Genomic DNA, 23,211 nt, shown 5'->3' with positions numbered 1-23,211 from the left:
CCCTACCGCCGAGCCCCGGCCCGAACCCGCCGCCCCCTCGGGCGGCCTGGTCTGGATCGCCGCGGCGGTGCTGGGCGTGCTGGCCCTGGTGCTGCTGGTTCTGGCCATCGCGGCCCGCCGCCGGGCTGTGCGCCGCCGCCGGGCCCGCCGCAAGTACCGCAACCGATAAGGAGAATCCCCCATGAACAAGGATACCGAACGTCACGTATACCGCGCACCCCAGCGGGTGCAGCGCACCACCGCCTCCAACCCGCGGCACATCCGCCGCGCCCCGGCGGGGGCTTCGCAGGCAGGGCAAACCGGGCAAACGGCTTCGCCCCGGCAGACGTCTCCTGCCCGGCAGGCGGCCACCGCCCGGCAGACGGCCACTGCACCGCAGACGGCTTCCGCCCGGCAGGCTTCCCGGCCCCGGCGCAAGGCCAACCCGGTGCTGCGTGCCCTGGCGGGCCTGGGGGTCACCCTGGGGATGCTGCTGGTGTTCTGCCTGGGTGCCAGCGCGGTGATCTGCCTGGGTCCCAGCCCCAGCGCCCGGGACCTGTTTGTCAACACCTGCATGGAAACCAGCGCCCTCAAGTTCATCCCCCGCATCTTTTTTGAGGAAAGCCGCATCGAGGCCATCCGGGCCAAGAACGGCGTGCTGGATTCCGGGGCGGTCACCGATACCTCGGTGGACTTCACCCAGTCGGAGGACGCGCTTCCCCTGGATACCATCGAGATCGAGGACGTGAGCGGTCCCTCTTTCAAGGGCAAAATGATGATCGTGCATGATCCCTCCCGGGTCAAGGTGGCCAGTTTGGACAGCTTCTCGCCGGATGTGTCCGGCAAACGGCTGCTGGAATACGTGGAGGAGGCCGGCGCGGTGGCCGGCATCAACGGCGGCGGGTTCCAGGACCTGAACGGCGTGGGCAACGGCGGTATGCCGCTGGGGCTGGTCATCCGGGACGGCAAGCTGCTGGCCGGCGGGCTGAACAGCGCCACCTCGGTGATCGGCTTTGACAACGAGAACCACCTGGTGGTGGGCACCATGACCGGCCAGGAGGCGCTGGACCGGGGCATCCGGGACGCGCTGAGCTTCGGTCCGGTGTTCATCGTAAACGGCGAGCCGGCGGAGGTCACCGGCAGCGGCGGCGGCCTGAACCCCCGCACCGTCATTGGCCAGCGGGCGGACGGCGCGGTGCTGCTGCTGACCATCGACGGCCGCCAGCCCCAGAGCCTGGGCGCCAGCTATGAGGACTGTATCCAGGTCATGCTGGACTACGGGGCCATCAACGCCGCCAACCTGGACGGCGGTTCCAGCACCCAGATGGTGTATCAGGGCGAAACCATCAACGTGTGCGCTTCGCTCTACGGCCCCCGGCGGCTGCCCACCGCCTTTATCGTGATGTAAAGGAGAACATTCCCCATGGCAAAAACAAAAAAACGATCCGTGCCCTTTGGCCGGATGCTGGCGGGCTGGGCGCTGTTCCTGGCGCTGCTGGGCGGGCTGCTGCTGGCGCTGCTCTGGGGCGCGCTGGAAAAATATGAGCTGTCCACCCCGGAACACGCGATCCTGACCCTGCTGGAGACCGCCCGCACCGGCAGCGACGAGGCCCTGGCCCAGGCGGCGGGCTATACGCCCCAGGGCGCCGCCACGCTGGAAAGCTGGGCGGGCGCGGCCCGGGACGCCCTGGCGGAGATCCCCCAGGACCGGGACCGGCTGGCCTTTGTAAAGGGCGACAAGCAGGGGGACGCGGTGAAGTATGCCCTGGCGGTGGACGGCAAGGTGACCGCCCGGTTCACCCTGACCCCGGAGGGCAGCGGCTGGCGGGCGGCCCCCGCGCTGGAAACCCTGCCGGACTACACCGTGACCGCCCCGGCGGGGGTGGAGGTGTCGGTGAACGGCACGCCTCTCACCGGCGGGGAGGATTCCCCTGCCGCCGGATTTGAGGATATGGGTAACGCGGCCCCCCGCGTGATGCGCTGGACGGTGAGCGGCCTGTACGCCGCGCCCCAGGTCACGGCCACCAACAACGGCGCCGATTGCCCGGTGGTGCGGGATGACGAAAAGCACACGGTCACGGCGGGCCTGCCGGTGGACGAAGCGGGCCAGGCCGAAGCCTCGCAGTTTTTGGAGACGGCGGCCAAGCAGTACGCCCAGTTCATTTCGGAGGACGTGAGCTTTACCCAGCTGGCCCGCATCCTGTACCCGGATACCAGCCTGTACAAGGGGCTGAAAGGGTATTATGTGGGCTGGTACGTGAACCATACCGGCGTGCGGTTTGATGATCTGAAGATCCAGAACGTGGTGGCCGCGGGCCCCGACGCCTGGACCGGGGACGTGTCCTTTACCTTTGTGGTCACCAAGCCCGGCCTGGAGGACCGCAAGTACCCCAGCCAGTATCATATGGCGGTGGTGCGCACCGACGGAAACTGGAAGCTGGTAAGCCTGGACGTGGGCGCCCAGGAAGAAGCGGAATAAAAGGAGGAACCCGCCATGTATGAACAGCCGCCCCGCACCACGGTGGTGCAGAAAACGGTCAAAACGGGGCTCAGCTTCGGCAGCGCCCTGGCCATGGTGCTGAGTTTCTGCACCTGGCATTCGGTGCCCTGGGCCATCTTCCACGGTCTGCTGGGCTGGGTGTATGTGGTGTATTTTGTGCTGATGGGATATTGACGGCACAGCCCGGAAAGGAAAAGCATGGATGTATTGTTGATACTGGGCGCGTTCTGGACGGTCTACGGCCTGCTGGGGCTGGCGGGCTGGCAGCGGCTGCCTGCCCGGTACCGGGGCCATCGCTGGACGGCCCGGTATACCCGGCAGCTGGGGCTGTCCTGGATTCTGCTGGGGATTCCCTGGCTGCTGGCCGGGGTACTGGTGCGGAACAGCGCCATGCCCTGGGGCGGCCAGTGTGTTGTGATGGTGCTGGTGTCCCTGCCCTCGATCGTGTATACCTGGGCGCTGGACCGCCAGTATAAAAAACGGCTCCGCCGCGCCCGCAGGGCCGAAATAGCCGATCTGGGGGGACAACGTCCCCCCAGACCCCGGAAATAAGGGCCGGAATACTCCGGCCCTGGGGATTTGAATAAATGGGCAAGGCCCGCGCAAAACCGTATGGTTCGGCGCGGGCCTTGTTCTGTTCAGCTTTCTTCCGTCTCAAAAAACCGCAGCGGCAGGCAGGGCACGCCGGCGGGGCGCATGGCCCGGTACAGCGTGCGGATGGCCCGCACCGTCTCGTCGCCGCCGGGCGCCTTTCCGCCCCGGGCGGGCAGCGCCAGCAGCCGGTACCGCACCCCGTACACCAGGCTGTCCCGGCCCAGCGGTACCGCCCCCGCCCGCCGGTAAAACCCGATCCGCCGCCGGGCCGCGGGCTGCACCGCCAGATAATCCAGCAGCGCCCACCGGCATCCCGGCGCCGTGGCCAGAAATCCATAGGCCACCGGCCTCCCTTTCTCCCAGAACACATAGGGTTCATACCGACCGTGCCGCTGGCTGATCAGCATCATCCAGAGCGGTTTGCGCTCCGCAAGGGGAAAATCCCGCCGCAGACAGCGGTATACGGCGGCCAGCTGGCGCGGGGTCAGACGATGGGCGGTCATGGTTTGTGCCTCCTTTTCGTTTGCCTTTATTGTAAAGCCGGTGTATACTGGTGTCAATCCGGCGGCCTCGCCGCCCATCTTTGAAATAAGGAGCCCGAATCCTATGGAATGGACCGACATCCGCGTCACCGTGCCCCGCCGCTGGGCCGACACCGCCGAAGCCATCGCCACCGGCATTTCCGGCGGCGGCATCTACATTGAAGACTACGCCGACCTGGAACAGCAGGTCATGGCCATCGCCCACGTGGACCTGATCGAGCCCGAGCTGCTGGCCCGGGACCGGGACAAGGTCATCGTGCACATGTACCTCTCCCCCGACGAAAACCCCGCCCAGGTATTGCAGCTGCTGCATGACCGTCTGGCCGCCGCCGGCGCCGACTATACCCTGGACACCGCCGGCGTGGAACAGGAAGACTGGGAAAACGGCTGGAAAGCCTTCTACCACGCCATGACCATCGGCAACCGCCTGGCCGTGGTGCCCAGCTGGGAAACCATGGACACCGACCGGGCCGTGCTGCGCCTGGACCCGGGCATGGCCTTCGGCACCGGCACCCATGAAACCACCTCCCTCTGCCTGGAAGCCCTGGACCAGCTGGTGCAGGGCGGCGAGCGGGTGCTGGACATCGGCACCGGCAGCGGCATCCTGGCCATCGCCGCGCTGAAACTGGGCGCCGGCACCGCCGAGGGCGTGGACATCGACCCCATGTGCGTGCGCACCGCCGGGGAAAACGCCGCCCTCAACGGCGTGCAGGATAAATTCACCGTGCTGGTGGGCGGCCTGAGCGACAAGGCCAGCGGCAAGTATGACATCATCTGCGCCAACATCGTGGCCAACGCCATTTTGAGCCTGGCCCCGGCCATCCCGGGCCTGCTGGCCCCGGGCGGGCATTTCATGGCCAGCGGCGTGATCGATACCCGCAAGGACGAGGTGGCCGCGGGCCTGGCCGCCGCCGGGCTGCGGGTGTACGAGGTGCGGGAAAAGAACGGCTGGGAGTGCTTCCTCTGCACCCTGCCCGAGGCCTGAGCCATGGCGCACCGGTATTTTGCCGCCCGCATCGAGGGCGACACCGCCTTTCTGGAAGGGGCGGACGCGAACCATCTGGCCCGGGTGCTGCGGGCCCGGCCCGGGGATGAGGTGATCCTCTGCGACGGCGCGGGCACCGACTGCGACGCGGTGGTGGAATCCGCCGACCCGGACACCGTGCAGCTGCGCATCACCGCCCGCCGCCCCTGCGCCGCCGAACCGCCCTTTGCGGTCACGGTCTTTGCCGGGTACCCCAAGCAGGACAAGCTGGAAACCATCATCCAGAAATCGGTGGAGCTGGGCGCGGCCCGCATCACCCCGTTTTTCAGCCGGTTCTGCGTGGCCGCCCCGAAAAACGAGGATAAAAAGAATGTGCGCTACGCCCGCATCGCCGCCGAAGCCGCCAAACAGTGCGGCCGGGGCATCCTGCCCGAAGTATCGATGCCGGTCACGGTGCCGGAACTCTGCCGCCTGGTGCCCCAGTTCGACAGGGTGCTGTTCTTTTACGAAAAGGGCGGCCAGCCGCTGCGGCAGGCGGCCCTGCCCGCCCCGCCCGCCGGGGGCCGCGCGGCCCTGATCACCGGCGCGGAGGGCGGATTCTCCCCCGAGGAAGCCGAGGCGCTCATCGCCGCCGGGGCCGTCCCGGTGGGGCTGGGCCCCCGCATCCTGCGGTGCGAAACCGCCCCGCTGGCGGGCCTTGCCGCCTGCATGTGCCTGTGGGGCCAGCTGGAATAAGTCAAAACCGGACGCCCGGCCATTGGCCGGGCGTTTCTGCGTATAACCGGCCCGCCGCCGGGCCATACTGTCCCGTACAAGGCACGGACAGGGGGCGGGGCATATGAAGCGGAATTCCCGGGCGATCGGCAGCGTGGTGATGGCGGTACTGGCGGTGGCGGCGGCCTGGACCCTGCGCACCGGGCTGGATCTGTGGGCAGCCCCGCCCTCGGTGACCGAAAGTGAGAGCCGCCCGGCGGCCACCGCGGCCCCCACCGCCACACCCCGGCCCGCGCCGGTACAGGCGCCGCCCCAGCAGCCGGTGCCGGCGGCCACGGCCACGCCCACGCCTGCCCCCTCCCCCACGCCCACGCCGGACCCGGTGGACGAAACGCCGGAGGGCTGGATGCTGCGGCTGGTGAAGCCGGACTGTCCCCTGCCGGAGGATTTCGCGGTGGAGCTGGCGGATGTGGCGGGCGGGCAGTTTGACGCCCGGGCGGCCGGGGAGCTGGAACGGATGCTGGCCGACGCGAAGGCGGCGGGCTGCGAACTGCGGCTGGTGTGCGGGTACCGGGACAACGATCGACAGCAGAATTTATATGAACAGAAAAAACGCCAGCTGGCGGCGGCGGGTATGGCGCCGGCCCGGGCGGCGGACGAGGCGGCCCGCTGGACGCCGCCCGGCGGATGCAGCGAGCATAACCTGGGGCTGGGGGCCGACCTGCTGCCCGCCGACGGCATGAACGCCGAAGCCCTGGCCTGGCTGGAAACCCACGCCGCCGAGTACGGGTTTATCCAGCGGTATACGGAGGAGTGCGAACAGGAAACCGGTATGGCGCCCATGAGCTGGCATTACCGCTACGTGGGCCGTACCGCCGCCGCCCGCATCACCGAACAGGGTATCTGCCTGGAGGAGTACCGGGAAGATTTGGGCCAATATGGGGGGAGATAACATCTCCCCCCATACCCCCCGGAACACATGGCCGGAATACTCCGGCCATAGGGAAAAATACAATAGAAGGCCCGCGCCAAACCTTTTGGTTCAGCGCGGGCCTTCCTGTTTACTATTCGTGCGGGACGGAGTATTCCGGCCCTGATTTCCGAGGGTGCCGGGTCTGCGAAGCAGCCAAGGCCGCGGTGCGGCCTTGGACCGGCAGCGCGGTCGGCGCAGCCGGGCGGGCGCATCGTTGTTGCGCCCGCAGCGCCGGGGGACGTTGTCCCCCCAGATTCAGCCAATTTACCGCGGGCTTCCGGTAAAGAACAGCGCCACGGTGCCGGGGCCGCTGTGGGCGCCGATCACGGGGCCGATGGTGCCGATGCAGATCCGCTTCACGCCGAAGGCCTTGATCTTGTCGGCCACATACTGGCAATCCTCCAGGCAGTCGCCGTGGCTGATGAACACGGTCTGGTCCGCGTGATTTTCGGCGCTGGTCTCAAAATGCCGCACCAGCCCGTCCAGGCTTGCCTTGCGTCCGCGCACCTTTTCCATGGCGATCAGGTGCCCGTCCGGATCCACGTGCAGCACCGGCTTGATGCCCAGCAGGGTCCCGGCCACCGCGGCCACGCCGGAAAGCCGTCCGCCCCGTTTCAGGAACATCAGGTCATCCACCGTGAACCAGGCGCAGAACCGCTGTACGTTCTCCCGCAGCCAGGCGGCCAGCTCAGCCAGAGACATACCGTCCTTTTTCAGCATCGCGGCGGCGTAGGCCACCAGCCCCTCGCCCATGCTGGCCTGCAGGGTGTCCACGCATTCAATCGTGCGCTCCGGGAACTGCTCCCGCAGATCCTCCGCCGCCAGACAGGCGGACTGATAGGTGCCGGACAACCCGCTGGAAAACGCCACATACAGAATATCCTTGCCCGCCTCCAGCACCGGGGTGAACGCCTCGATAAAGGCAACGCTGTTGATCTGGCTGGTGGTGCTCATGCTGCCGGCACGCAGCTTGTCGTAAAATTCCTTGGGCGAAAGTTCCCGGTTATCGGGATAGTTGCGGTATTCCTTGCCGTCCAGCATAAACCGCATGGGCAGCACCTGCACATCCATCTCTGCTACCAGTTCCGGCGTCAGATCGGTGGTGGAGTCGGTAAAAATTACATACTCGGCCATAAAGGGCGTCCCTCTCTCTCAAACGTGGATTGTATTGGGTCTATTATACAACAAATCGCCCAAATTGGAAAGAGCGGCGCCCGTTGTCCGGCAGTTAGTTCTGATTTTGCAAAGTTATGGCATGCCCCGGCACTCGATTTACAGGGCAGACTATGTTAAACTGAAAACAAGCCCGGCACGGTCCGGGCCGGTCGTTCCGGCAGACCTTTCCGGCCGGAGGAATAGAAGGAGGAGTTCTGAATATGAAACGTACCATCATCTGCGTGCTGGCCCTGGCCCTGGTTCTGGCCCTGGCCGGCTGCGGCAACGCCGCTTCCGGCAGCAGCAACAGCCAGCAGGCCGACGCTGCCGCCACCGCCAGCACCTACACCAACCTGTACACCAACCTGGACCAGGCCGCCGTGCTGGACGCCATGCGCGCCTACAGCGGCCTGTGCAATGTGGCCACCGTCAACGCCGACGGCACCCCCAACATCGCCATCTTTGTGCCCGGCGTGGCGGACGACAGCCACATCATGTTCGGCTTTGCCGATAACTCCACCAAGGCCAACCTGCTGCGCGACAAGGTTGCCGAGATCAGCTACGACATCACCAACCCCGCCGCCGAGACCAAGGAAGGCCGTCATCAGGGCGCGGTTCTCAAGGTAGAGCTGGAAGAGGACGAGGAAGTTCTGGCCGAGCTGAAAGCCAACAACGAGAACATCACCGACGCCTACACCATCCTGAAGATCGTGGAGGTCATGCCCATCGGCTGATCCATCCCGCAAAAAAACGGACGCTTTCCGCGGAAAGCGTCCGTTTTTGTTTTGCCTGTGTTTTTCAGCGGCCCGGTTTGTCGTCCGGCTCCTGCCCGCGCAGCCGCCGGGCGATCTGGTCCGGGGTGGGGTCGGCGGTGAAATACCGGCTGTAGGGGTTATCCCGGGCCGGCGGGGCCGGTGTGCCGGGCCGGGGGGACTCGCCGCGTCTCAGAAGCCGCCGCAGCGCCGCCGGCAGCCTCATTGTGCCGCCCCGGCGGGATTGGGCAGCCCGGTCAGGGCCTCCCACAGCCGCCCGCTGTCCGCCCGGTAGGCCTGCACATCCTCTTTCTGGTAGGTGCGGCTGTCCGCGTTGGCCACAAACCCAAAATAATACTGGCTCATCCATTCCTGCAGATCCATCTGGCTGCCGTCCGCCATGGTCAGCGGTTCCAGTTCCAGATCGGCGGCGGGGGTGTCGGCCCAGGCCACCGTCATGTTCTCCACGTCGGTTGCGCCCTCGGCGGGGGTGGTGCCGTCGGTGTAGCAGAACAGCAGCGCGTTGTTCTGCAGCCCGGCCGGGTCGTCGGTCAGGTAGATAAAGCTGGTGGCGCTGGACAGATCCCCGGTCAGCCGGGTCATGGCGGCGATCCGCTCATAGGCGTTGGTCAGGTTGCCCGCAGCCTGTACGCCGGAGGTGTCCTCGTACCCGGAAGCGGCCGGATCGGAGGAACCCGCCGCCGAAGAAGAATCCCCGCTCTCGCCGGTCTCTTCGGTGAACTGCAGGTTGTACTGCTGCACCTGCACCGCCACCTCGCCGTTGCCGTCCCGGTCGTCGGCCAGGGTGGCAAAGGCGTCGCTCAGCTCGTCCAGAATCTGGTCCGGCAGCATCTGGGCGGTTACAATGCCGATCGTGTAATCGTATTCCGGGGCAGTTACCATGTCCCGCACGATCATCCCCAGGATCAGCAGCACCAGCGCGCCGCCGATGAACCACCATTTATGGTAGTGCAGCCAGTTCTGGATTTTCTGTTTGCGGGTCTGGGGCAGGGGTTCGTCCGGGATCAGGTCCTCGGGCTTGATGTTCAGGGTGTATCGTGCGCTGGCCATGGGTCAGTCCTCCTTCTGGTGTAAAGCGGCCTCGATCCGGCCGCGGATCTCTTCGGGCAGTGCCCGTACCGCCTGTCGGTCCATCCCGGCGGTCTCCACCGGGGGCAGAATGGTGATGGTCACGTGGGCGGGATGCATCCAGCCGCCGTTGTTCTCCATGATGTCCCGGCTGTTCTGAATGGCCACCGGCACCACCGGCGCGCCGTTTTTGGTGGCGATGCGGAACGCCCCGCCCTTGAATTCCAGCACCGAACCTTCGGGGCCCTTGTTGCGGGTGCCCTCCGGGAACAGGATCATGGAATAGCCCCGGCTCACGTTTTCGGTGGCGCGGCGCAAAGCCTCCAGGGAACTGTGGGTGTCGGCCCGGTCCACAAACACGCAGCGCAGCAGCCGCATCCAGCCCCGCACCAGGGGGATGCGGTCCACCTCCGCCTTGCTTACCAAGCCATGGGGCCCGTCCAGCTGGGTCAGCATCAGGGGGATGTCATAATAGCTGCGGTGATTGGCCACGAACACGCAGGGCCGCCCGGCGGGGATGTTCTCCTTGCCGGTAACGGTCACCGTTACCCCGGCCAGGCGCAGCAGGCTGCCCGCCCAGTGGGGCACCCAGCGGGCGGTGAGTTCGTCCACCGCCTGATCGTTGCCGGCTGCCAGGTCCCGCAGGCCCCGGCGCAGCTTGCCGTTTGCCCACAGCAGGTAGGCCCAGAAATAGATGAACCAGATGATGGTCCGCATAGAAGATTCGCTCCTCGCTGTTGCAGAATATCCCTATTATACACGATAATTATGAAAAAAGGGAAAACAATTGCCCGGTTGCCGGCCCCGTTCTTGCCAAACGGCCCGGTTCGGGCTATGATATACGGTAAGAAATCTATCGAAAGCGGGCGCCGCCCGCGGAAGGGACAAACAGAACTATGGGCATCTTCCGACAGAATTTTGACCGGCCGGGGCCGGGCGTAGCCAAGGACGCACCCCGCAAAAAGGGCGCCGCCCGTTTTTTTGAGATCCTGGGCCGGGATGCGGGCAGCCTGTTCAAGGCGGGCCTGCTGGTGGGTCTGGCCTATATCCCGGTGGGGATCTTTGTGGGCTTTGGCCTGTTCAGCCTGAGCATGCCGGTAACCCTGCTGGCCGCCGGAGTGGGCGGTCTGCTCACCGGGCCGCTGCTGGCGGGCCTGTACGACACCGTCATGCGGGCGCTGCGGGACGAGCCGGGCTACTGGTGGCACACCTACAAACGCGCCATGAAAGCCAACTGGAAACAGGCCATGATCGCCGGTGTGGTGCTCAACCTGCTGGTGGGCGCACAGGTCTTTGCGGGCTGGGCCATGCTGCTGGGCGCCATGCAGGAAAGCCTGGCGTTCCTGGCGGGTGTGGGCCTGAACGTGATGGTCACCGCCATGGTGGCCACCTGCCTGTTCCCCCAGATGGTGGTGATGGACGTGCCCATGCTTACCCTGTTCAAGAACGCGCTGTTCTGTACGGTGGGGTTTGCCCCCCGCGTGCTTGCCGCGTCGCTGCTGCAGATCGCCTGGTGGGTACTGTTTTTGCTGTTCATGCCGGTCTCCGCGATCCTGGTGCCCTTTATGGGATTCTGGCCCATCGTGCTGATCGCTACCCTGATCATCTATAAACCCCTGGAAAAAGCCCTGGATCTGGAAGCCCGCCTGGCTGCCCGCCGCGAGCAGCAGGCCGGCGAGGAATAACCGGAACCCCGCCCCCGCCAAAACAGACATACAGAAAGCCCGCGCCGAACCATTGCCGGTTCAGCGCGGGCCTTTTTTTGTACGTCTTTTATTCCAGCGCGTTCAGCAGCGCCTCGATCACCGGTTCGGGCCGGTCGGCGGCGGGATACAGTGCCCGCAGCGCCGGGTCGGCGCCGCGCATCACGTAGGGCCGCCCCACCCAGTCCAGCATGGGCTGGTCGTTGAAGTTATCCCCGAACGCCATCACTTCCCGGGGCTGGATCCCCACCAGCCCGCACAGGGCGGCCAGGCCGGTGGCCTTGGTGCAGGCGTTCACATCCAGCCAGCGCCGCCCGGCCAGCGCCACATGCAGCTTGGCGCCCCAGCGGGCGGTAAATTCCGGCAGCAGGGCGGCCGCGCCCTCCTCCCGGAAAGCCGTCACCTTCACCAGCTGGGCGGGCAGCTCGTCGGGATGGCTTGCCACCCCGATCCGGTCGCCCATGTAGGGCTTCATCTGCTCGGCCCGCTCCGGAATGCGCGGGATCATCCAGCAGGTCTCCCCGTCCGCCGCCAGCAGCTCGCAGTCCTCCCGCTGCCAGATCGCCGTGGCCACCTCCCGGCCCAGATCCTCCGGCACCGGATTGCGCGCCACCAGCAGCCCGTCCCGGTAGACCACGCCGCCGTTCTCACACACAAAACTGATCTGCCCGGCCACCGGGCCGAACAGCTCCCGCACCGACGAATAGGCCCGCCCGCTGGCCACGCAGAATTCCACCCCCTGCGCTGCCAGCCGCCGGATCAGATCAAACAGCTGCGGCCGCAGCTCGGTCTCCCCCTGTTGCAGCAGGGTGCCGTCCACGTCGCAGGCGATCAGCCGGATCTCGTCCATATGCCGCTCCTCTCTATCCCGCCGGGCGTTCTGCCCGGGATTCGTGACGATTCGATACAAAGTTCATTATACCATAGCCGAAGCCGCTTGTGCAAAGAGAGTGTGTAAAATTTCCCGCGCCGTCCCCTTTGTGCAAATAGGGGAAACGTTTGCGGGATTTTTGGAGGATTTCGCATTGCGGTTTTGGCCAAAATGCATCATACTATTATACAGAACACCGAAAATTTTGGGCGGCCGGTCCATAGGCGGCCCGGCTGTCCTGCTTGTTTTCAGAAAGGCGGCGACTAAAATGAACAATACATGGTTGATCCGGGGCGGCACCGTCTGCACGCCCGATGGCATGCAGCAGGCCGACCTGCTGGTGGACAACGGCTGCATCACCGCGGTGGGCGAGGGGCTGACCGCCCCCGGCGCGCAGGAGGTGGACGCCACCGGCCTGCTGGTCATGCCCGGCTTTATCGACATCCATACCCACGGCGCGGTAGGCGTGGACATGAACGGCGCCGACAAGGAGGGCCTTGCCAAGGTCAGCGCTTTCTTTGCCAGCCAGGGCGTCACCGGTTTCCTGCCCACCCTGCTCACCGACAGCCACGAAGCCCTGCTGCAGTACGTACATACCATCGGCATGGCCGCCCCCGAGATCACCGACGGCGCGGCGGTGCTGGGCATCCACATGGAGGGCCCCTACCTGTGCGCCGAGTACAAGGGGGCCATGCCCGAACACCTGCTGCAGACCCCGGACTTCTCCAAGTTCATGCAGTACCAGAAAGCCAGCGGCGGCCGCATCCGCCGCATGACCGTCAGCCCCGAGGTGGAGGGCGTGTCCCACTTCATCCCCAAGGCCGTGGCGGAGGGCGTGTCCATCTCCATCGGCCATTCCGGCGCGGACTACGACACCGCCTGGGAAGCCATCCGCAGCGGCGCCGCCTGCGCCACCCATACCTTCAACGCCATGAAGCTGCTGCACCAGCACTTCCCCGCCATCAGCGGCGCGGTGCTGGAAAGCGACATCTACGCCGAGGCCATCTGCGACGGCATCCATCTGCATCCGGGCACCGTGCGCATCCTGCTCAAGGCCAAGGGGCTGGACCGGGTCATCGCCATCACCGACAGCATCATGGCCGCCGGCCTGGGCGACGGCCGGTTCAAGCTGGGGGTCAACGACGTGATCGTAAAGAACGGCGACGCGATCCTGGCCGACGGCGGCAGCCGTGCCGGCAGCACCCTGACCATGAGCCGCGCCTTTGCCAACCTGCGCCGGTTCACCGGCCTGCCCGCCTTTGAACTGGCCAAGCTGCTCAGCGCCAACCCCGCCGACCTGCTGGGCCTGGGCGGCCGCAAGGGCCGTATCCTGCCCGGCTACGACGCCGACCTGACCCTCATCACCGACGAGGGCGCCGTGTCCGCCACCTTTGTGGAGGGCCGCCAGGTCTATTCCGCCGGCTGAGCCGGCAGGCCTGCCAAACGTTTGCGTTAACCGGGGCTGTTCCCGGCCGCGGCGCGTCCGTATAATAAAAGTAAGAACAGGGACGCGCCGTCCGGGCCGTCCCGCCACTCGAATCAACAAGGAGGTACACCCATGAAAGGCAACGTTCTGCTGGTGCACGGCGGCGCGCCCACCGCGGTGATCAACGCGTCCCTGTACGGGGCGGTCACCGAGGCGAAGAAATACGCCGAAGTGGACCACATCTACGCCGCCATCGGCGGCAGCGGCGCGGTCATCCGGGAGCAGTTTCTGGATATGAAGACGGTCAGCGACGAGAGGCTGGAGCTGCTGCTCTCCACCCCCGCCTCTGCCATCGGCACCAGCCGCGACCATCTGGAACCGGAGGACTACGAGGCCATCGCCCGGGTCATCCAGAAGCATGACATCAAGTATGTGTTCTTCAACGGCGGCAACGGCAGCATGGACGCCTGCGGCAAGGTATATAAGGCCTGCCAGGCCCTGGGCCTGACCGACGTGCGGGTGGTGGGGATTCCCAAAACCATCGACAACGACATCGCCGTCACCGACCACGCCCCCGGCTTCGGCTCAGCGGCCCGGTACATCGCGGCCACCGTCAGCGAGGTCAGCCAGGACGTGCGCGCGCTGCCCATCCACGTGAGCGTGGTGGAGGCCATGGGCCGCAACGCCGGCTGGATCGCCGCGGCCAGCGCCCTGGCCCGCTCCGGCGACGGGGACGGCCCCGACCTGATCTACCTGCCGGAGCGCCCCTTCGTGGAGGAGGAGTTCCTGGCCGATGTAAAGGCCCTGGTGGAGAAAAAGGGCGGTGTGGTGGTCGTGGCCAGCGAGGGCCTGACCGACCCGGAGGGCAAGCCCATCGTGGAGCCCATCTTCCAGGTGGGCCGCGCTACTTACTACGGCGACGTGAGCGCCCATCTGGCCAACCTGGTCATCAAGAAGCTGGGCTACAAGGCCCGCAGCGAGAAGCCGGGCATCTGCGGCCGCGCCTCTATTGCGTTCCAGTCCTCGGTGGACCGGGACGAGGCGGTGATCGCCGGTGCCGAAGCGGTCAAGGCCGCCATGGAGGGCCAGACCGGCGTGATGATCGGCTTTGAGCGTCTGCCCGGTGCAGAGTACAAGGTCAAGCCCATCCGCATCCCCATCGAGCAGGTCATGCTCACCGAGCGCACCATGCCCGCCGAGTTCATCAACGAGCGGGGCAACGATGTGACCGACGCCTTTGTGGAGTGGTGCCGCCCGCTGATCGGTGAGCCGCTGCGCCCCTTTGTCACCTTCAAGAACGACCTGTAAGGAGGGCCTGACCCATGAAACACATTTTTCTGAACCTGAAACGCTTTGACGTGCCGGTGGAGCTGGGCGGCGTGAACCGTCTGGCCCCCATGGCCGACTGGGGCCGCGCCGTGGTGGAGGGCACCCAGGCCGGCCTGGCCCACTACGACCCCGCCGAGGTGGAGTTCGTGCAGTTCTTCCCGGAGGCCCATCTGCTCAGCGCCGCCGCGGCCCGCTGCGAGGGCAGCCGGGTGGAGGTTGGCTGCCAGAGCGTTTACCGTCAGGACGTAGCCCCCGGCGGAAACTTCGGCGCGTTTACCTCCAACCGTCCCGCCGCCGCCGCCAAGGCCCTGGGCTGCACCGCCGCCCTGATCGGCCATTGTGAGGAGCGCAACGACAAGGCCGGCGTGCTGGCCGAAGCCGGCGTCACCGACACCGCCGCCGTCAACCGCCTGCTGAACCAGGAGATCCTCTGCGCCCAGAAACAGGGCCTGAAGGTGCTGTACTGCATCGGCGAAAAGAGCGAGGAGCAGGAGCGCTGGCAGGAAGTGCTGGGCGAGCAGCTGGACATCGGCCTGGCCGGTGTGGACAAGAGCAAGGTGGTCATCGCCTACGAGCCTATCTGGAGCATCGGCCCGGGCAAGACCCCCGCGGACAAGCCCTATATTGAAAAGATCGCCCGTTTTGTCAAGGAGCGCACCGGCGGCCTGGACGTGGTGTACGGCGGCGGCCTCAAGACCGACAACGCCGAGATGCTGGCCTCCATCCCCGAGATCGACGGCGGTCTGATCGCCCTGACCCGTTTTGCCGGCGAGATCGGCTTCTACCCCAACGAGTATCTGGACATCATCCGCCTGTACCTGGGCAAGTAACGAAAGGAGTGCATCCCCATGAAACTGGATTTTGAGTACGGCCACGGCCTGATGAGCGCGGAACTGCCCGACAGCACCGACGTGTTTATTCCCGGCACCACCGTTGCCGATCCCCCCTATATCCCCGAGGATAAGCTGGAAGAAGCCTATCTGGAAAGCCTGCACAACCCCATCGGCATGAAGCCCCTGAGCGAGCTGGCCTTCCCCGGCGCGAAGGTCGTCTTCATCGTGCCCGACCGGGTCAAGGGCGGCGAGCAGCCCACCAGCCACCGCAAGGTCAGCATCAAGCTGATCCTGAAAGAGCTGTACGCGGCCGGCGTGAAGAAAGAGGACATCAAGTTCATCATCTCCAACGGCCTGCATCCCCGCGCCAAGCCCGAGGATTACAAGGCCATCTTCGGCGAGGAGCTGTTCAATGAGTTCTGGTACACCCACCAGATGACCAGCCACGACTCCGAAGACCCGGACAACATGATCGACCTGGGCCTGACCAAGCGCGGCGATCCGGTGTTCATGAACAAGACCGTCTTTGAGTGCGACCTGCCCATCCTGATCGGCCATGTGCAGGGCAACCCCTACGGCGGCTATTCCGGCGGCTACAAGCACTGCGCCACCGGCATCACCAACTGGCGCAGCATCGCCAGCCACCATGTGCCCGAGGTCATGCACCGGGACGACTTCACCCCGGTCAACGGCGGCAGCCTGATGCGCCATAAGTTCAACGAGATCGGCATGCTGATGGAGGAGAAGATGGGCCATCCCTTCTTCTGCTGCGACGCGGTGCTGGATACCAAGAGCCGCCAGATCGCCATCTACTCCGGCTACGCCGCCGAGATGATGCCCGAAAGCTGGAAGGTGGCCGACAAGCGCACCTACGTGCACTGGGCCGAGAAGAAGTACGACGTGCTGGTGTTCGGTATGCCCCAGAAGTTCCATTACGGCGACGGCATGGGCACCAACCCGATCATGATGATGCAGGCCCTGTCCGCCCAGGTGCTGCGCTTCAAGCGCGTTATGAGCGACCACTGCGTGATCATCTGTTCTTCCATCTGCAACGGCTTCTTCCACGACGAGCTGTGGCCCTACCTGCGCGCCGAGTGGACCGATTTCCAGCATGACTACATGAACACCCTGCCGGATATGAACCGCCTGGGCGAGTACTACGCCACCAACGAGGAGTATATCCGCAAGTACCGGTTCACCAATGCGTTCCATCCGTTCCATGGCTTCTCCATGATGAGCTGCGGCCATATCGCCGAGATGAACACCAGCGCCATCTACATCGTGGGCGCCCAGGAGCCGGGCATCGCCCGCAGCATGGGCCTCAAGACCCGCGCCACCTTCGAGGAGGCCCTGGCCGACGCGAAGAAGAAGTACGTGGGCGAGAATCCCAACATCCTGGCCCTGCCCCAGACCTTCAAGCTGGCCGCCGTGCACCTGTGCATGAAGGACCCCGGCCAGGACTGCATGGACGAGTATGGCAATCATCCCTGCTGCGGGTAACAGCTGCGAGATGAATCGGCCCTCGAAAGAGGGCCGATGAATCCGCAGATGTCCCGGTCCGCAGATGTCCCGGTCCGCAGATGTCCCGGTCCGCAGATGTCCCGGTCCGCAGATGTCCCGGTCCGCAGATGTCCCGGTCCGCAGATGTCCCGTTCACCTTTGCCAATATGGGGGACCAGTCCCCCATGCCCCCATCCCGAGGGCCGGAATCCTCCGGCCCTCACCTTTTTGTGGAAAAACCGACGTTTTTTGCCCTGGCGGCCGCTTTCGCTTTTCCTTTACGGCGGGATGTGGTATGCTAAAATCAACGAGCTATGAGGAAAGGAGCCTGACACCCTTGGAAGTGATCGCCTATTTTATTATCAGTCTGCTGGCCAGCGTGGCCGGGGCCATCTGCGGCATCGGCGGCGGGGTCATCATCAAGCCCACCCTGGACCTGTTCCATCTGGACAGTGTGTCCACCATCAGTTTTCTGTCCGGCTGCACCGTGCTGGCCATGAGCTGCTACTCGGTGGGCAAAAGCATGATCGCCCGTGACAGCAAGGTCAACCTGCGCACCGGCACCCCGCTGGCCCTCGGCGCGGCGGTGGGCGGCATCGTGGGCAAGCAGATGTTCACCGCCGTCAAGGCCATGTTTGCCGATCCCAACACCGTGGGCGCGGTGCAGGCGGCGGCGCTGGCGGTCATCACCCTGGGCACGCTGCTCTATACCATCTTCAAGGCCCGTATCCCCACCCACAAGGTCAAAAGCCTGACCGCCTGCGTGGCGATCGGCCTGGCCCTGGGCATCATGTCCAGCTTCCTGGGCATCGGCGGCGGCCCCATCAACCTGGTGGTGCTGTTCTTCTTCTTCAGCATGGACACCAAGACCGCGGCCCAGAACAGCCTGTACATCATCCTGTTCAGCCAGATCACCAGCGTGGGCGCCACCATCGTCACCAACACGGTGCCGGAGTTCGCCTGGTATAAACTGGTGCTCATGGTGGCCGGCGGTATCCTGGGCGGCATCCTGGGCCGCGCCTGCAACCGCCGCATGGACAACAAGGCCGTGGACAAACTGTTCATGGGCCTGATGGCGGTCATTATTGCCATCAGCATCTACAACACCTGGCAGTTCCTGTAATCCAATGCAAACAAACCAGCCCGCCCGGGCAAGCCCGGGCGGGCTGTTCTTTGTGTGTTTATACGCTGCCCCGGTGCACGATGCGGGTGTCGATCCGCACCTTGCCGGGGGCCTGGCCCTCGAACATCCGGTCCAGCATTTCCAGGATGGCCCGGGCCACGGCGGGCCGGTCGATCTCCACCGAGGTCAGCCCCGGCTGGGTGCAGGCGGCAATGCGGGCGTTGTTGAACCCGATCACCGACACATCCCCCGGCACCGAGAATCCGCACTGCTGCAGCGCCGACAGCGCCAGACAGGCCAGGTTGTCGTTACGGCCCACCAGCCCGTCGATCTTCATGCCCAGCCGCAGCCGGCTGCACAGCCCCTCAAACAGGGCCTCCTCGTCCGGGTAGCCGGTCACGATATTCTCGGCGGAAAAGGGCAGCCCGCTGCGCTGCATCTCGGTGCAGAACCCGTTATACCGCATGTCGTCCATGCTGCTGAAATGCCCCCGTCGGCTTACCCGGTCCACGTACACAATGGAACGGCGGCCCCGTTCATGCAGCAGGCGCACCGCCTCCTCCATGCCCCGCTGGATGCCGGTGTATACCCGGCCCGCCCGGGCGTCGATCAGGGGCGAATACTCCCGGTTCATCAGCAGCACAACCGGCACCCCGGAGTCCACCAGTTCCAGCACATACCGCTCTTCCAGGCTCACCGAGCTGATCACGATGCCGTCCACCTGGCGGCTGTTCACCTGGGACACAAAATCCGGGTCGTTGCGGCTGGCGGTCAGGCTGATCAGATAGCCCCGGTCATAGGCCAGCTGTTCCATCTCCCGGATGATACGGCCGAAATGTTCGTCGGCAATGTTGTCTGCAATGAACAGGATATGCCCGCTGCGCTTGCCGCGCAGCGCCCGGGCAATGTTGTTGGGCCGGTACTGCAGCTGCTTCACCGCCTGCAGCACCCGTTCCCGCTTGTCCTGCGCCACATACCGGTTGTTGTTGAGCACGTAGGAAACCACCGTTTCCGAAACCCCGGCCAGACGGGCCACGTCCTTGCGGGTGGCCGGTTTCCGCAGCGTACTGGGAGCCATGAAAAAGGCACCTCCTGTCCTATGGCAACGCCGCATACTTCACGGCGAACGCCTCAGGCGGCGTATCCCGCCCAAATTTTCCGTGATATTTTCCCGAAATGCTCGCCAATCCACCAAGGATTGGCTGCGCTTTCGGGTTCATCTCACAAAAAATTTTCCGGCGTGCTCCACCACCTGGAAGTATGCGGTATTGCCCCATGTACTTTCGTGTGTATCTTTGCTTTTATTATACCTGCCGCACACCGGTTCCGTCAAGAAAATCCGCCCGGTCCGGGACCGGGCGGCGGGCAGTTTTTTGCAATGCTCAGCAGCGGTATCCGCCCCGGGCCAGATGCTCCAGGCGGGGGGCCGCATAGGCAAAAAATTCCTTGTAGCTTTCGCAGTAATAGTTCTTGCCGGGTACGTCCTGGCCGGGGATCTCTTCCCGGTCGCGGCGGCAGCCGCCCCGGCACAGATAGCGCCAGGGGCATTCCAGGCAGTCCGGGTGATGCTGGGCGGACAGGCGGATAAAGCCCAGTTCCTCCCGCTTGGCGTCCAGCGCGTCAAAATCATCGGTGAGGAAGTTGCCCAGCTTCCACTGATCCAGGCAGTAGAAGTCGCAGGGATAGACCGAGCCGTCCGCCTCCACCACGTACTGCATGCCGCACACCCCCATCATGCCGCAGGCCTCGGGGGGCTGGCCCCGCAGCATGGCCACCAGGTTGGTGAAGTACCGGTGGTAGCGGAATTTCCCGGTGGACACGTCCCGGTACCAGCAGTCAAAGGAGTCTTTCAGGTAACGGGTGAAATCCTCGGGGCGCAGGCTGTAGGCCTCCCCGCCCCGCTCCTGGCCCAGCGGGTCCAGGCAGGGAATGTACTGCTGCCAGGGCAGGTCGTTCCGGTCAAAGAATCCGTAAATCTTGCGAAAGCTGCGGCTGGCCGACCGGGTGACCACCGTCAGGGTGTTGAACTCCACGTGATGGTTTTTCAGCAGCTGTACCGCGTGCATCGCCTTGGAATAGGTGCCCTTGCCCGCCGCGTCCAGTCGGTTCAGGTCATGCAGGTCCTTGGGCCCGTCCAGCGAAAGGCCCACCAGGAAATGATTCTCGGCCAGGAATTTCGCCCATTCCTCGTCGATCACATAGCCGTTGGTCTGCAGGGCGTTGTCGATCTGGATGTGGCGGGTGTTGTGCTTTTTCTCCAGTTCCACCACCAGCCGGAAAAAGTCCAGCCCCGCCAGGGTGGGCTCCCCGCCCTGGAACGCGATGGTGGCCTGCCCCTCCGCATGGGCCAGGGTGCGGCGGATCACCGCCTCCAGCACCGCCGGTTCCATGATGGACCCGCAGCTTTGCAGCTGCCGGTTGTCCATCTCATCGGCATAGAAGCAGTAGCGGCAGCGCATGTTGCACAGCCCGCCCGCGGGTTTGATCATTACATGGATCGGCGGCATGGCAGGTTCCTCCCGGCAAGATTCGTCAGTTTGTTTCATCATACCACGCGGCGGCGGAAATGCCAATATGAACAGTTGCAAGATGAAAGTATAGGAGCCCTGATCTTTTTCGAAATGAGTGGGAAAATATAGGTGCACCTTAAAAGATCTGAAAACTTGAAAAAGGGCATCCGAATTATACAAAGACGTTGCGCCTATATGTTTATAATTGTGATATTATAATAGATAAAAAATGCAGGATTGAAATCTTAAAAGGAGTTGTAGGTAAGTTTGAAAAAAATTATTCCGATTGCATTAATAATAATTAATTGCTTTGAAAATAGACATTGATACGGAATTTTAGGTGAGTTTGTTTTGTAACGGAAGTAGGCAAAGTAAAAACAAGGTCCGCGCGAACCGGTATGGTTTTGCGCGGGCCTTGCTTTGTATAAAATCCCTATGGCCGAAGATATTCGGCCATGTGTTCCGGGGGTCCCGGGTCTGCGAAGCAGCCAAGGCCGCGGTGCGGCCTTGGACCGGCAGCGCGGTCGGCGCAGCCGGGCGGGCGCATCGTTGTTGCGCCCGTAGCGCCGGGGGATATGTTATATCCCCCAGATTGGCTTTTACTGCTGGTTATAGAACACCTGCACCAGCGGCGAGTCGGGCGACAGGATGAGGGTTTTGTTCTCGCCGGTCAGGCTGGCCTTGGCGGCGTCCAGGGCGCGCACAAAACTGTAGAACTCGGCGCGGGACGGGTCGGAATAGGCAGCCGCCAGAATCCGCATATACTCGGCTTCGCCCTCGCCCCGCAGCACTTCCGCCTGGGCCTCGGCCTGGCTGATCAGGATCTCAGTTTCCCGGTCGGTCTCGCTGCGGATCTTGGTGGCCTCGCTCTCGCCCTCGGCGGTGTAGCTGGCGGCGATGTTGTTCCGCTCGCTGATCATCCGCTGGTACACCGCCTCCTTGTTGTCGCTGGGCAGGTCCAGATGCTTGGTCTCCACCGCGATCAGCTCAATGCCGTACTGATCCATCGTGGTGCCGATGTTGGTCTTGATGGCGCTGGCCAGCTCGCCGTCCCGGCCGCTGATCACCTCGGTCTGGGACAGGCTGCTGATCACGTTCTTCACCGCGTTGTACACGTTGGTGCTGATACGGCTTTCCGCCACCGACATCTGGCCGTTCAGGCTCTGGATGAACTTCTGGGGATCGCTGATCCGCCACAGCACAAAGCTGTCGGTCACCATGGTCTTTTTGTCCTGGGTGATGACGTCCGAGATGGGCAGGTCATACAGCAGGGTGGTCTTGGGCAGGGTGCTCACCGTCTGCACCAGCGGCAGCTTGAAACTCACACCCGGCTCGGTGCGGATGCTCACCACCCGGCCGAACTGCCGGATCACGCTGTATTCGTTCTGCTGGGTCACCACCATGGCGCTGCCCGCCAGGATCAGCACCAGCACAACGACCAGACCAATCACAATTTTCTTGGTCGCCTTCATGTTACTGCTCTCCTTCCCCGCTGTTCGCGGTCACGGTGTTGCCGGTCAGATCCATCAGGTTCAGGGTACTGCCGCTGCCGTCCTGAATGATCACCCGCAGTTCGGGCAGGATCTCCTCCATCGCCTCGTAGAACATCCGCTGGCGGGTCACCAGAGGATTGTTCACATACTCCGCGTACATGGCGTTGAACCGGGCCACCTGACCGGTGGCCTCGTTGATGCGGGCCTCCTTGTCGGCGGTCGCCTGCTGCAGGATCCGGTCAGCCTGCGCCTCGGCGGCGGGCATCTGCTCCGACCGGTACTTGTTGGCGTTGTTCACCGCCGTCTCCTTGCCCTGCTTGGCGGTCTCCACCGCCTTGAAGGCGTCCAGCACCTCCGCCGTGGGCGGCTCCGCGTCCTGGATGGTGATGTTCACCAGCTGTACGCCCAGATCCTCCTGATCCAGCCGGGCGCTGATCTTGTCCTTGATCTCCGCCTGAATCTGGCTCTTGCCGGTGGTGATCACGTCGTCCACCGGATACATGCCGATGGTGTCACGGATGTAGCTCTGGCACAGGGCTTTCAGAATCTCCACCGGCTCCCGGCTGGCGTAGATCGCCTTGACCGGATCGGTCACCCGGTACTCCACAAAGAAATCCACATTCACAAAATTGTAGTCCGCCGTGATCATCAGGGATTCGTCCGGAATGGATTCGTTGGTGTTGATGTCGTACCCGATGGGGAAACTCTTGATGGTCATGTCCACCTTGCGCACCTTCTGCACAAAGGGCACCTTCAGATGCAGGCCCGGTTCGGTCACCGCCGCCGGGCTGCCGAAGGTCACCACCACCGCGTTCTCCTGCTCGTTGATGGTGTAGAACGCCTGGCTCAGCAGAACCAGCGCCAGCACCAGTACCGCCACGACCACCGCCGCGGTGCGCGCCTTGCGCTGCAGGTTGGGATCGGGTGCGGGACGCATGGTCCGCGCATTTTCCCGGTCAAAGGAAATGTTCATGGTTTTCTCCTTTTCTTTTCGTGTGTGTGCCGCCGGGATCGGTTTCTCCCCGGCGGTGCAGCTGCCATGTCCGTATCATACCAGAAACCCGGCGTTTCCCGCAAACCCGGCCCCGGGCGCTGGCGGGCGGCCACGGGCGGCCGCGTTCCGGCTGGGGGGCAAATTCT

At 64.4% G+C, this 23,211-nt stretch carries 24 protein-coding genes; 14 read left to right on the top strand and 10 right to left on the bottom strand.

The window, feature by feature from the left end; genetic code table 11:
• Nucleotides 1–181: 181 nt before the first annotated feature.
• The 4 genes from B5E65_RS11735 to B5E65_RS11720 are packed head-to-tail and all read left to right on the top strand — an operon-like array spanning nt 182 to nt 3,031.
• Nucleotides 182–1,387: a phosphodiester glycosidase family protein gene (locus B5E65_RS11735; protein ID WP_206406306.1), complete on the top strand. Its 1,206-nt coding sequence runs from the start codon at nt 182–184 to the stop codon at nt 1,385–1,387.
• Between the two features lie 15 nt (nt 1,388–1,402).
• Complete coding sequence (locus tag B5E65_RS11730; RefSeq protein WP_087171955.1) at nt 1,403–2,458, top strand: hypothetical protein; 1,056 nt, start codon at nt 1,403–1,405, stop codon at nt 2,456–2,458.
• A 15-nt stretch (nt 2,459–2,473) separates the two neighbouring features.
• Nucleotides 2,474–2,653 (top strand): hypothetical protein, encoded by a 180-nt coding sequence (locus B5E65_RS11725; RefSeq protein WP_087171954.1) that lies wholly within the window; start codon nt 2,474–2,476, stop codon nt 2,651–2,653.
• Between the two features lie 24 nt (nt 2,654–2,677).
• Complete coding sequence (locus B5E65_RS11720; protein ID WP_087171953.1) at nt 2,678–3,031, top strand: hypothetical protein; 354 nt, start codon at nt 2,678–2,680, stop codon at nt 3,029–3,031.
• An 86-nt stretch (nt 3,032–3,117) separates the two neighbouring features.
• Here B5E65_RS11720 and B5E65_RS11715 read toward each other — a convergent pair whose 3' ends face one another.
• On the bottom strand, nt 3,118–3,576 hold the full coding sequence (locus B5E65_RS11715; protein WP_087171952.1) for a hypothetical protein: 459 nt from the start codon (nt 3,574–3,576) through the stop codon (nt 3,118–3,120).
• Between the two features lie 103 nt (nt 3,577–3,679).
• On the opposite strand from B5E65_RS11715, the gene prmA reads away from it, so the two are divergent.
• The 3 genes from prmA (at nt 3,680) to B5E65_RS16725 (ending at nt 6,266) form a co-directional block, all read left to right on the top strand.
• Nucleotides 3,680–4,600: a 50S ribosomal protein L11 methyltransferase gene (gene prmA, locus B5E65_RS11710; RefSeq protein ID WP_087171951.1), complete on the top strand. Its 921-nt coding sequence runs from the start codon at nt 3,680–3,682 to the stop codon at nt 4,598–4,600.
• A 3-nt stretch (nt 4,601–4,603) separates the two neighbouring features.
• A complete protein-coding gene (locus B5E65_RS11705; RefSeq protein WP_087171950.1) occupies nt 4,604–5,335 on the top strand; it encodes an RsmE family RNA methyltransferase in 732 nt (243 codons plus the stop codon).
• Nucleotides 5,336–5,438: 103 nt separating this feature from the next.
• Nucleotides 5,439–6,266 (top strand): M15 family metallopeptidase, encoded by an 828-nt coding sequence (locus B5E65_RS16725; RefSeq protein ID WP_087171949.1) that lies wholly within the window; start codon nt 5,439–5,441, stop codon nt 6,264–6,266.
• A 285-nt stretch (nt 6,267–6,551) separates the two neighbouring features.
• Here the strand turns inward: B5E65_RS16725 and B5E65_RS11695 are convergent, their stop codons facing one another.
• Nucleotides 6,552–7,421 carry a DegV family protein gene (locus B5E65_RS11695; RefSeq protein WP_087171948.1) on the bottom strand — a complete coding sequence of 290 codons (870 nt, stop codon included), beginning with the start codon at nt 7,419–7,421 and terminating at the stop codon, nt 6,552–6,554.
• A gap of 242 nt (nt 7,422–7,663) precedes the next feature.
• On the opposite strand from B5E65_RS11695, the gene B5E65_RS11690 reads away from it, so the two are divergent.
• Nucleotides 7,664–8,176 (top strand): pyridoxamine 5'-phosphate oxidase family protein, encoded by a 513-nt coding sequence (locus tag B5E65_RS11690; protein ID WP_087171947.1) that lies wholly within the window; start codon nt 7,664–7,666, stop codon nt 8,174–8,176.
• A 64-nt stretch (nt 8,177–8,240) separates the two neighbouring features.
• Here B5E65_RS11690 and B5E65_RS11685 read toward each other — a convergent pair whose 3' ends face one another.
• Genes B5E65_RS11685 through B5E65_RS11675 form a run of 3 tightly spaced genes read right to left on the bottom strand, consistent with a single transcriptional unit; the run spans nt 8,241 to nt 10,000 of the window.
• On the bottom strand, nt 8,241–8,420 hold the full coding sequence (locus tag B5E65_RS11685) for a hypothetical protein (RefSeq protein ID WP_087171946.1): 180 nt from the start codon (nt 8,418–8,420) through the stop codon (nt 8,241–8,243).
• Nucleotides 8,417–9,265, bottom strand: a complete 849-nt coding sequence (locus B5E65_RS11680) for a hypothetical protein (RefSeq protein ID WP_087171945.1) — start codon at nt 9,263–9,265, stop codon at nt 8,417–8,419. The genes B5E65_RS11685 and B5E65_RS11680 overlap by 4 nt, the downstream gene beginning before the upstream one ends.
• 3 nt (nt 9,266–9,268) lie before the next feature.
• Nucleotides 9,269–10,000: a lysophospholipid acyltransferase family protein gene (locus tag B5E65_RS11675; RefSeq protein WP_087171944.1), complete on the bottom strand. Its 732-nt coding sequence runs from the start codon at nt 9,998–10,000 to the stop codon at nt 9,269–9,271.
• Nucleotides 10,001–10,179: 179 nt separating this feature from the next.
• Here B5E65_RS11675 and B5E65_RS11670 point away from each other — a divergent pair, with 179 nt between their 5' ends.
• Complete coding sequence (locus B5E65_RS11670; protein WP_087171943.1) at nt 10,180–10,968, top strand: DUF624 domain-containing protein; 789 nt, start codon at nt 10,180–10,182, stop codon at nt 10,966–10,968.
• 88 nt (nt 10,969–11,056) lie between these two features.
• Here B5E65_RS11670 and B5E65_RS11665 read toward each other — a convergent pair whose 3' ends face one another.
• Nucleotides 11,057–11,836 carry an HAD family hydrolase gene (locus B5E65_RS11665; protein ID WP_087171942.1) on the bottom strand — a complete coding sequence of 260 codons (780 nt, stop codon included), beginning with the start codon at nt 11,834–11,836 and terminating at the stop codon, nt 11,057–11,059.
• A 289-nt stretch (nt 11,837–12,125) separates the two neighbouring features.
• Here B5E65_RS11665 and nagA point away from each other — a divergent pair, with 289 nt between their 5' ends.
• From nagA to B5E65_RS11640, 5 genes are all read left to right on the top strand, one after another.
• Nucleotides 12,126–13,283 (top strand): N-acetylglucosamine-6-phosphate deacetylase, encoded by a 1,158-nt coding sequence (nagA, locus tag B5E65_RS11660; RefSeq protein WP_087171941.1) that lies wholly within the window; start codon nt 12,126–12,128, stop codon nt 13,281–13,283.
• Between the two features lie 132 nt (nt 13,284–13,415).
• Complete coding sequence (locus B5E65_RS11655; RefSeq protein ID WP_087171940.1) at nt 13,416–14,591, top strand: diphosphate--fructose-6-phosphate 1-phosphotransferase; 1,176 nt, start codon at nt 13,416–13,418, stop codon at nt 14,589–14,591.
• A 14-nt stretch (nt 14,592–14,605) separates the two neighbouring features.
• On the top strand, nt 14,606–15,442 hold the full coding sequence (locus tag B5E65_RS11650) for a triose-phosphate isomerase family protein (RefSeq protein ID WP_087171939.1): 837 nt from the start codon (nt 14,606–14,608) through the stop codon (nt 15,440–15,442).
• Between the two features lie 18 nt (nt 15,443–15,460).
• Nucleotides 15,461–16,945, top strand: a complete 1,485-nt coding sequence (locus B5E65_RS11645; protein ID WP_087171938.1) for a lactate racemase domain-containing protein — start codon at nt 15,461–15,463, stop codon at nt 16,943–16,945.
• A 295-nt stretch (nt 16,946–17,240) separates the two neighbouring features.
• Entirely contained in the window at nt 17,241–18,068 is an 828-nt protein-coding gene (locus B5E65_RS11640; RefSeq protein WP_087171937.1) for a sulfite exporter TauE/SafE family protein, read from the top strand.
• Between the two features lie 58 nt (nt 18,069–18,126).
• On the opposite strand, the gene B5E65_RS11635 is transcribed toward B5E65_RS11640, so the two are convergent.
• The 4 genes from B5E65_RS11635 to hflK form a co-directional block, all read right to left on the bottom strand.
• Nucleotides 18,127–19,146, bottom strand: a complete 1,020-nt coding sequence (locus B5E65_RS11635) for a LacI family DNA-binding transcriptional regulator (protein WP_158098586.1) — start codon at nt 19,144–19,146, stop codon at nt 18,127–18,129.
• A 304-nt stretch (nt 19,147–19,450) separates the two neighbouring features.
• A complete protein-coding gene (locus B5E65_RS11625) occupies nt 19,451–20,575 on the bottom strand; it encodes an anaerobic sulfatase maturase (protein ID WP_087171934.1) in 1,125 nt (374 codons plus the stop codon).
• Nucleotides 20,576–21,177: 602 nt separating this feature from the next.
• Nucleotides 21,178–22,050, bottom strand: a complete 873-nt coding sequence (gene hflC, locus B5E65_RS11620) for a protease modulator HflC (RefSeq protein WP_087171933.1) — start codon at nt 22,048–22,050, stop codon at nt 21,178–21,180.
• Between the two features lies 1 nt (nt 22,051).
• Nucleotides 22,052–23,044, bottom strand: coding sequence for an FtsH protease activity modulator HflK (hflK, locus tag B5E65_RS11615; RefSeq protein WP_242957546.1), 993 nt, complete (start codon nt 23,042–23,044; stop codon nt 22,052–22,054).
• Nucleotides 23,045–23,211: the final 167 nt, after the last annotated feature.

It is taken from the genome of Gemmiger sp. An120, from assembly GCF_002160955.1.
Classification (GTDB): domain Bacteria; phylum Bacillota; class Clostridia; order Oscillospirales; family Ruminococcaceae; genus Gemmiger_A; species Gemmiger_A avium.
The sequence above is the reverse complement of the archived record's forward strand: the minus strand, read 5'-3'. Positions and strand labels throughout refer to the sequence as shown.

What these genes read in the sequence shown, in the direction of transcription:
- B5E65_RS11665 (WP_087171942.1), bottom strand. Translation starts at nt 11,836, where the DNA reads ATGGACGAGATCCGGCTGATCGCCTGCGACGTGGACGGCACCCTGCTG.
- B5E65_RS11695 (WP_087171948.1), bottom strand. Translation starts at nt 7,421, where the DNA reads ATGGCCGAGTATGTAATTTTTACCGACTCCACCACCGATCTGACGCCG.
- nagA (WP_087171941.1), top strand. Translation starts at nt 12,126, where the DNA reads ATGAACAATACATGGTTGATCCGGGGCGGCACCGTCTGCACGCCCGAT.
- prmA (WP_087171951.1), top strand. Translation starts at nt 3,680, where the DNA reads ATGGAATGGACCGACATCCGCGTCACCGTGCCCCGCCGCTGGGCCGAC.
- B5E65_RS11715 (WP_087171952.1), bottom strand. Translation starts at nt 3,576, where the DNA reads ATGACCGCCCATCGTCTGACCCCGCGCCAGCTGGCCGCCGTATACCGC.
- B5E65_RS11650 (WP_087171939.1), top strand. Translation starts at nt 14,606, where the DNA reads ATGAAACACATTTTTCTGAACCTGAAACGCTTTGACGTGCCGGTGGAG.
- B5E65_RS16725 (WP_087171949.1), top strand. Translation starts at nt 5,439, where the DNA reads ATGAAGCGGAATTCCCGGGCGATCGGCAGCGTGGTGATGGCGGTACTG.
- B5E65_RS11730 (WP_087171955.1), top strand. Translation starts at nt 1,403, where the DNA reads ATGGCAAAAACAAAAAAACGATCCGTGCCCTTTGGCCGGATGCTGGCG.
- B5E65_RS11675 (WP_087171944.1), bottom strand. Translation starts at nt 10,000, where the DNA reads ATGCGGACCATCATCTGGTTCATCTATTTCTGGGCCTACCTGCTGTGG.
- hflK (WP_242957546.1), bottom strand. Translation starts at nt 23,044, where the DNA reads ATGAACATTTCCTTTGACCGGGAAAATGCGCGGACCATGCGTCCCGCA.
- B5E65_RS11640 (WP_087171937.1), top strand. Translation starts at nt 17,241, where the DNA reads ATGCTAAAATCAACGAGCTATGAGGAAAGGAGCCTGACACCCTTGGAA.
- B5E65_RS11705 (WP_087171950.1), top strand. Translation starts at nt 4,604, where the DNA reads ATGGCGCACCGGTATTTTGCCGCCCGCATCGAGGGCGACACCGCCTTT.
- B5E65_RS11725 (WP_087171954.1), top strand. Translation starts at nt 2,474, where the DNA reads ATGTATGAACAGCCGCCCCGCACCACGGTGGTGCAGAAAACGGTCAAA.
- B5E65_RS11625 (WP_087171934.1), bottom strand. Translation starts at nt 20,575, where the DNA reads ATGCCGCCGATCCATGTAATGATCAAACCCGCGGGCGGGCTGTGCAAC.
- B5E65_RS11680 (WP_087171945.1), bottom strand. Translation starts at nt 9,265, where the DNA reads ATGGCCAGCGCACGATACACCCTGAACATCAAGCCCGAGGACCTGATC.
- B5E65_RS11635 (WP_158098586.1), bottom strand. Translation starts at nt 19,146, where the DNA reads ATGGCTCCCAGTACGCTGCGGAAACCGGCCACCCGCAAGGACGTGGCC.
- B5E65_RS11685 (WP_087171946.1), bottom strand. Translation starts at nt 8,420, where the DNA reads ATGAGGCTGCCGGCGGCGCTGCGGCGGCTTCTGAGACGCGGCGAGTCC.
- B5E65_RS11690 (WP_087171947.1), top strand. Translation starts at nt 7,664, where the DNA reads ATGAAACGTACCATCATCTGCGTGCTGGCCCTGGCCCTGGTTCTGGCC.
- hflC (WP_087171933.1), bottom strand. Translation starts at nt 22,050, where the DNA reads ATGAAGGCGACCAAGAAAATTGTGATTGGTCTGGTCGTTGTGCTGGTG.
- B5E65_RS11655 (WP_087171940.1), top strand. Translation starts at nt 13,416, where the DNA reads ATGAAAGGCAACGTTCTGCTGGTGCACGGCGGCGCGCCCACCGCGGTG.
- B5E65_RS11735 (WP_206406306.1), top strand. Translation starts at nt 182, where the DNA reads ATGAACAAGGATACCGAACGTCACGTATACCGCGCACCCCAGCGGGTG.
- B5E65_RS11720 (WP_087171953.1), top strand. Translation starts at nt 2,678, where the DNA reads ATGGATGTATTGTTGATACTGGGCGCGTTCTGGACGGTCTACGGCCTG.
- B5E65_RS11645 (WP_087171938.1), top strand. Translation starts at nt 15,461, where the DNA reads ATGAAACTGGATTTTGAGTACGGCCACGGCCTGATGAGCGCGGAACTG.
- B5E65_RS11670 (WP_087171943.1), top strand. Translation starts at nt 10,180, where the DNA reads ATGGGCATCTTCCGACAGAATTTTGACCGGCCGGGGCCGGGCGTAGCC.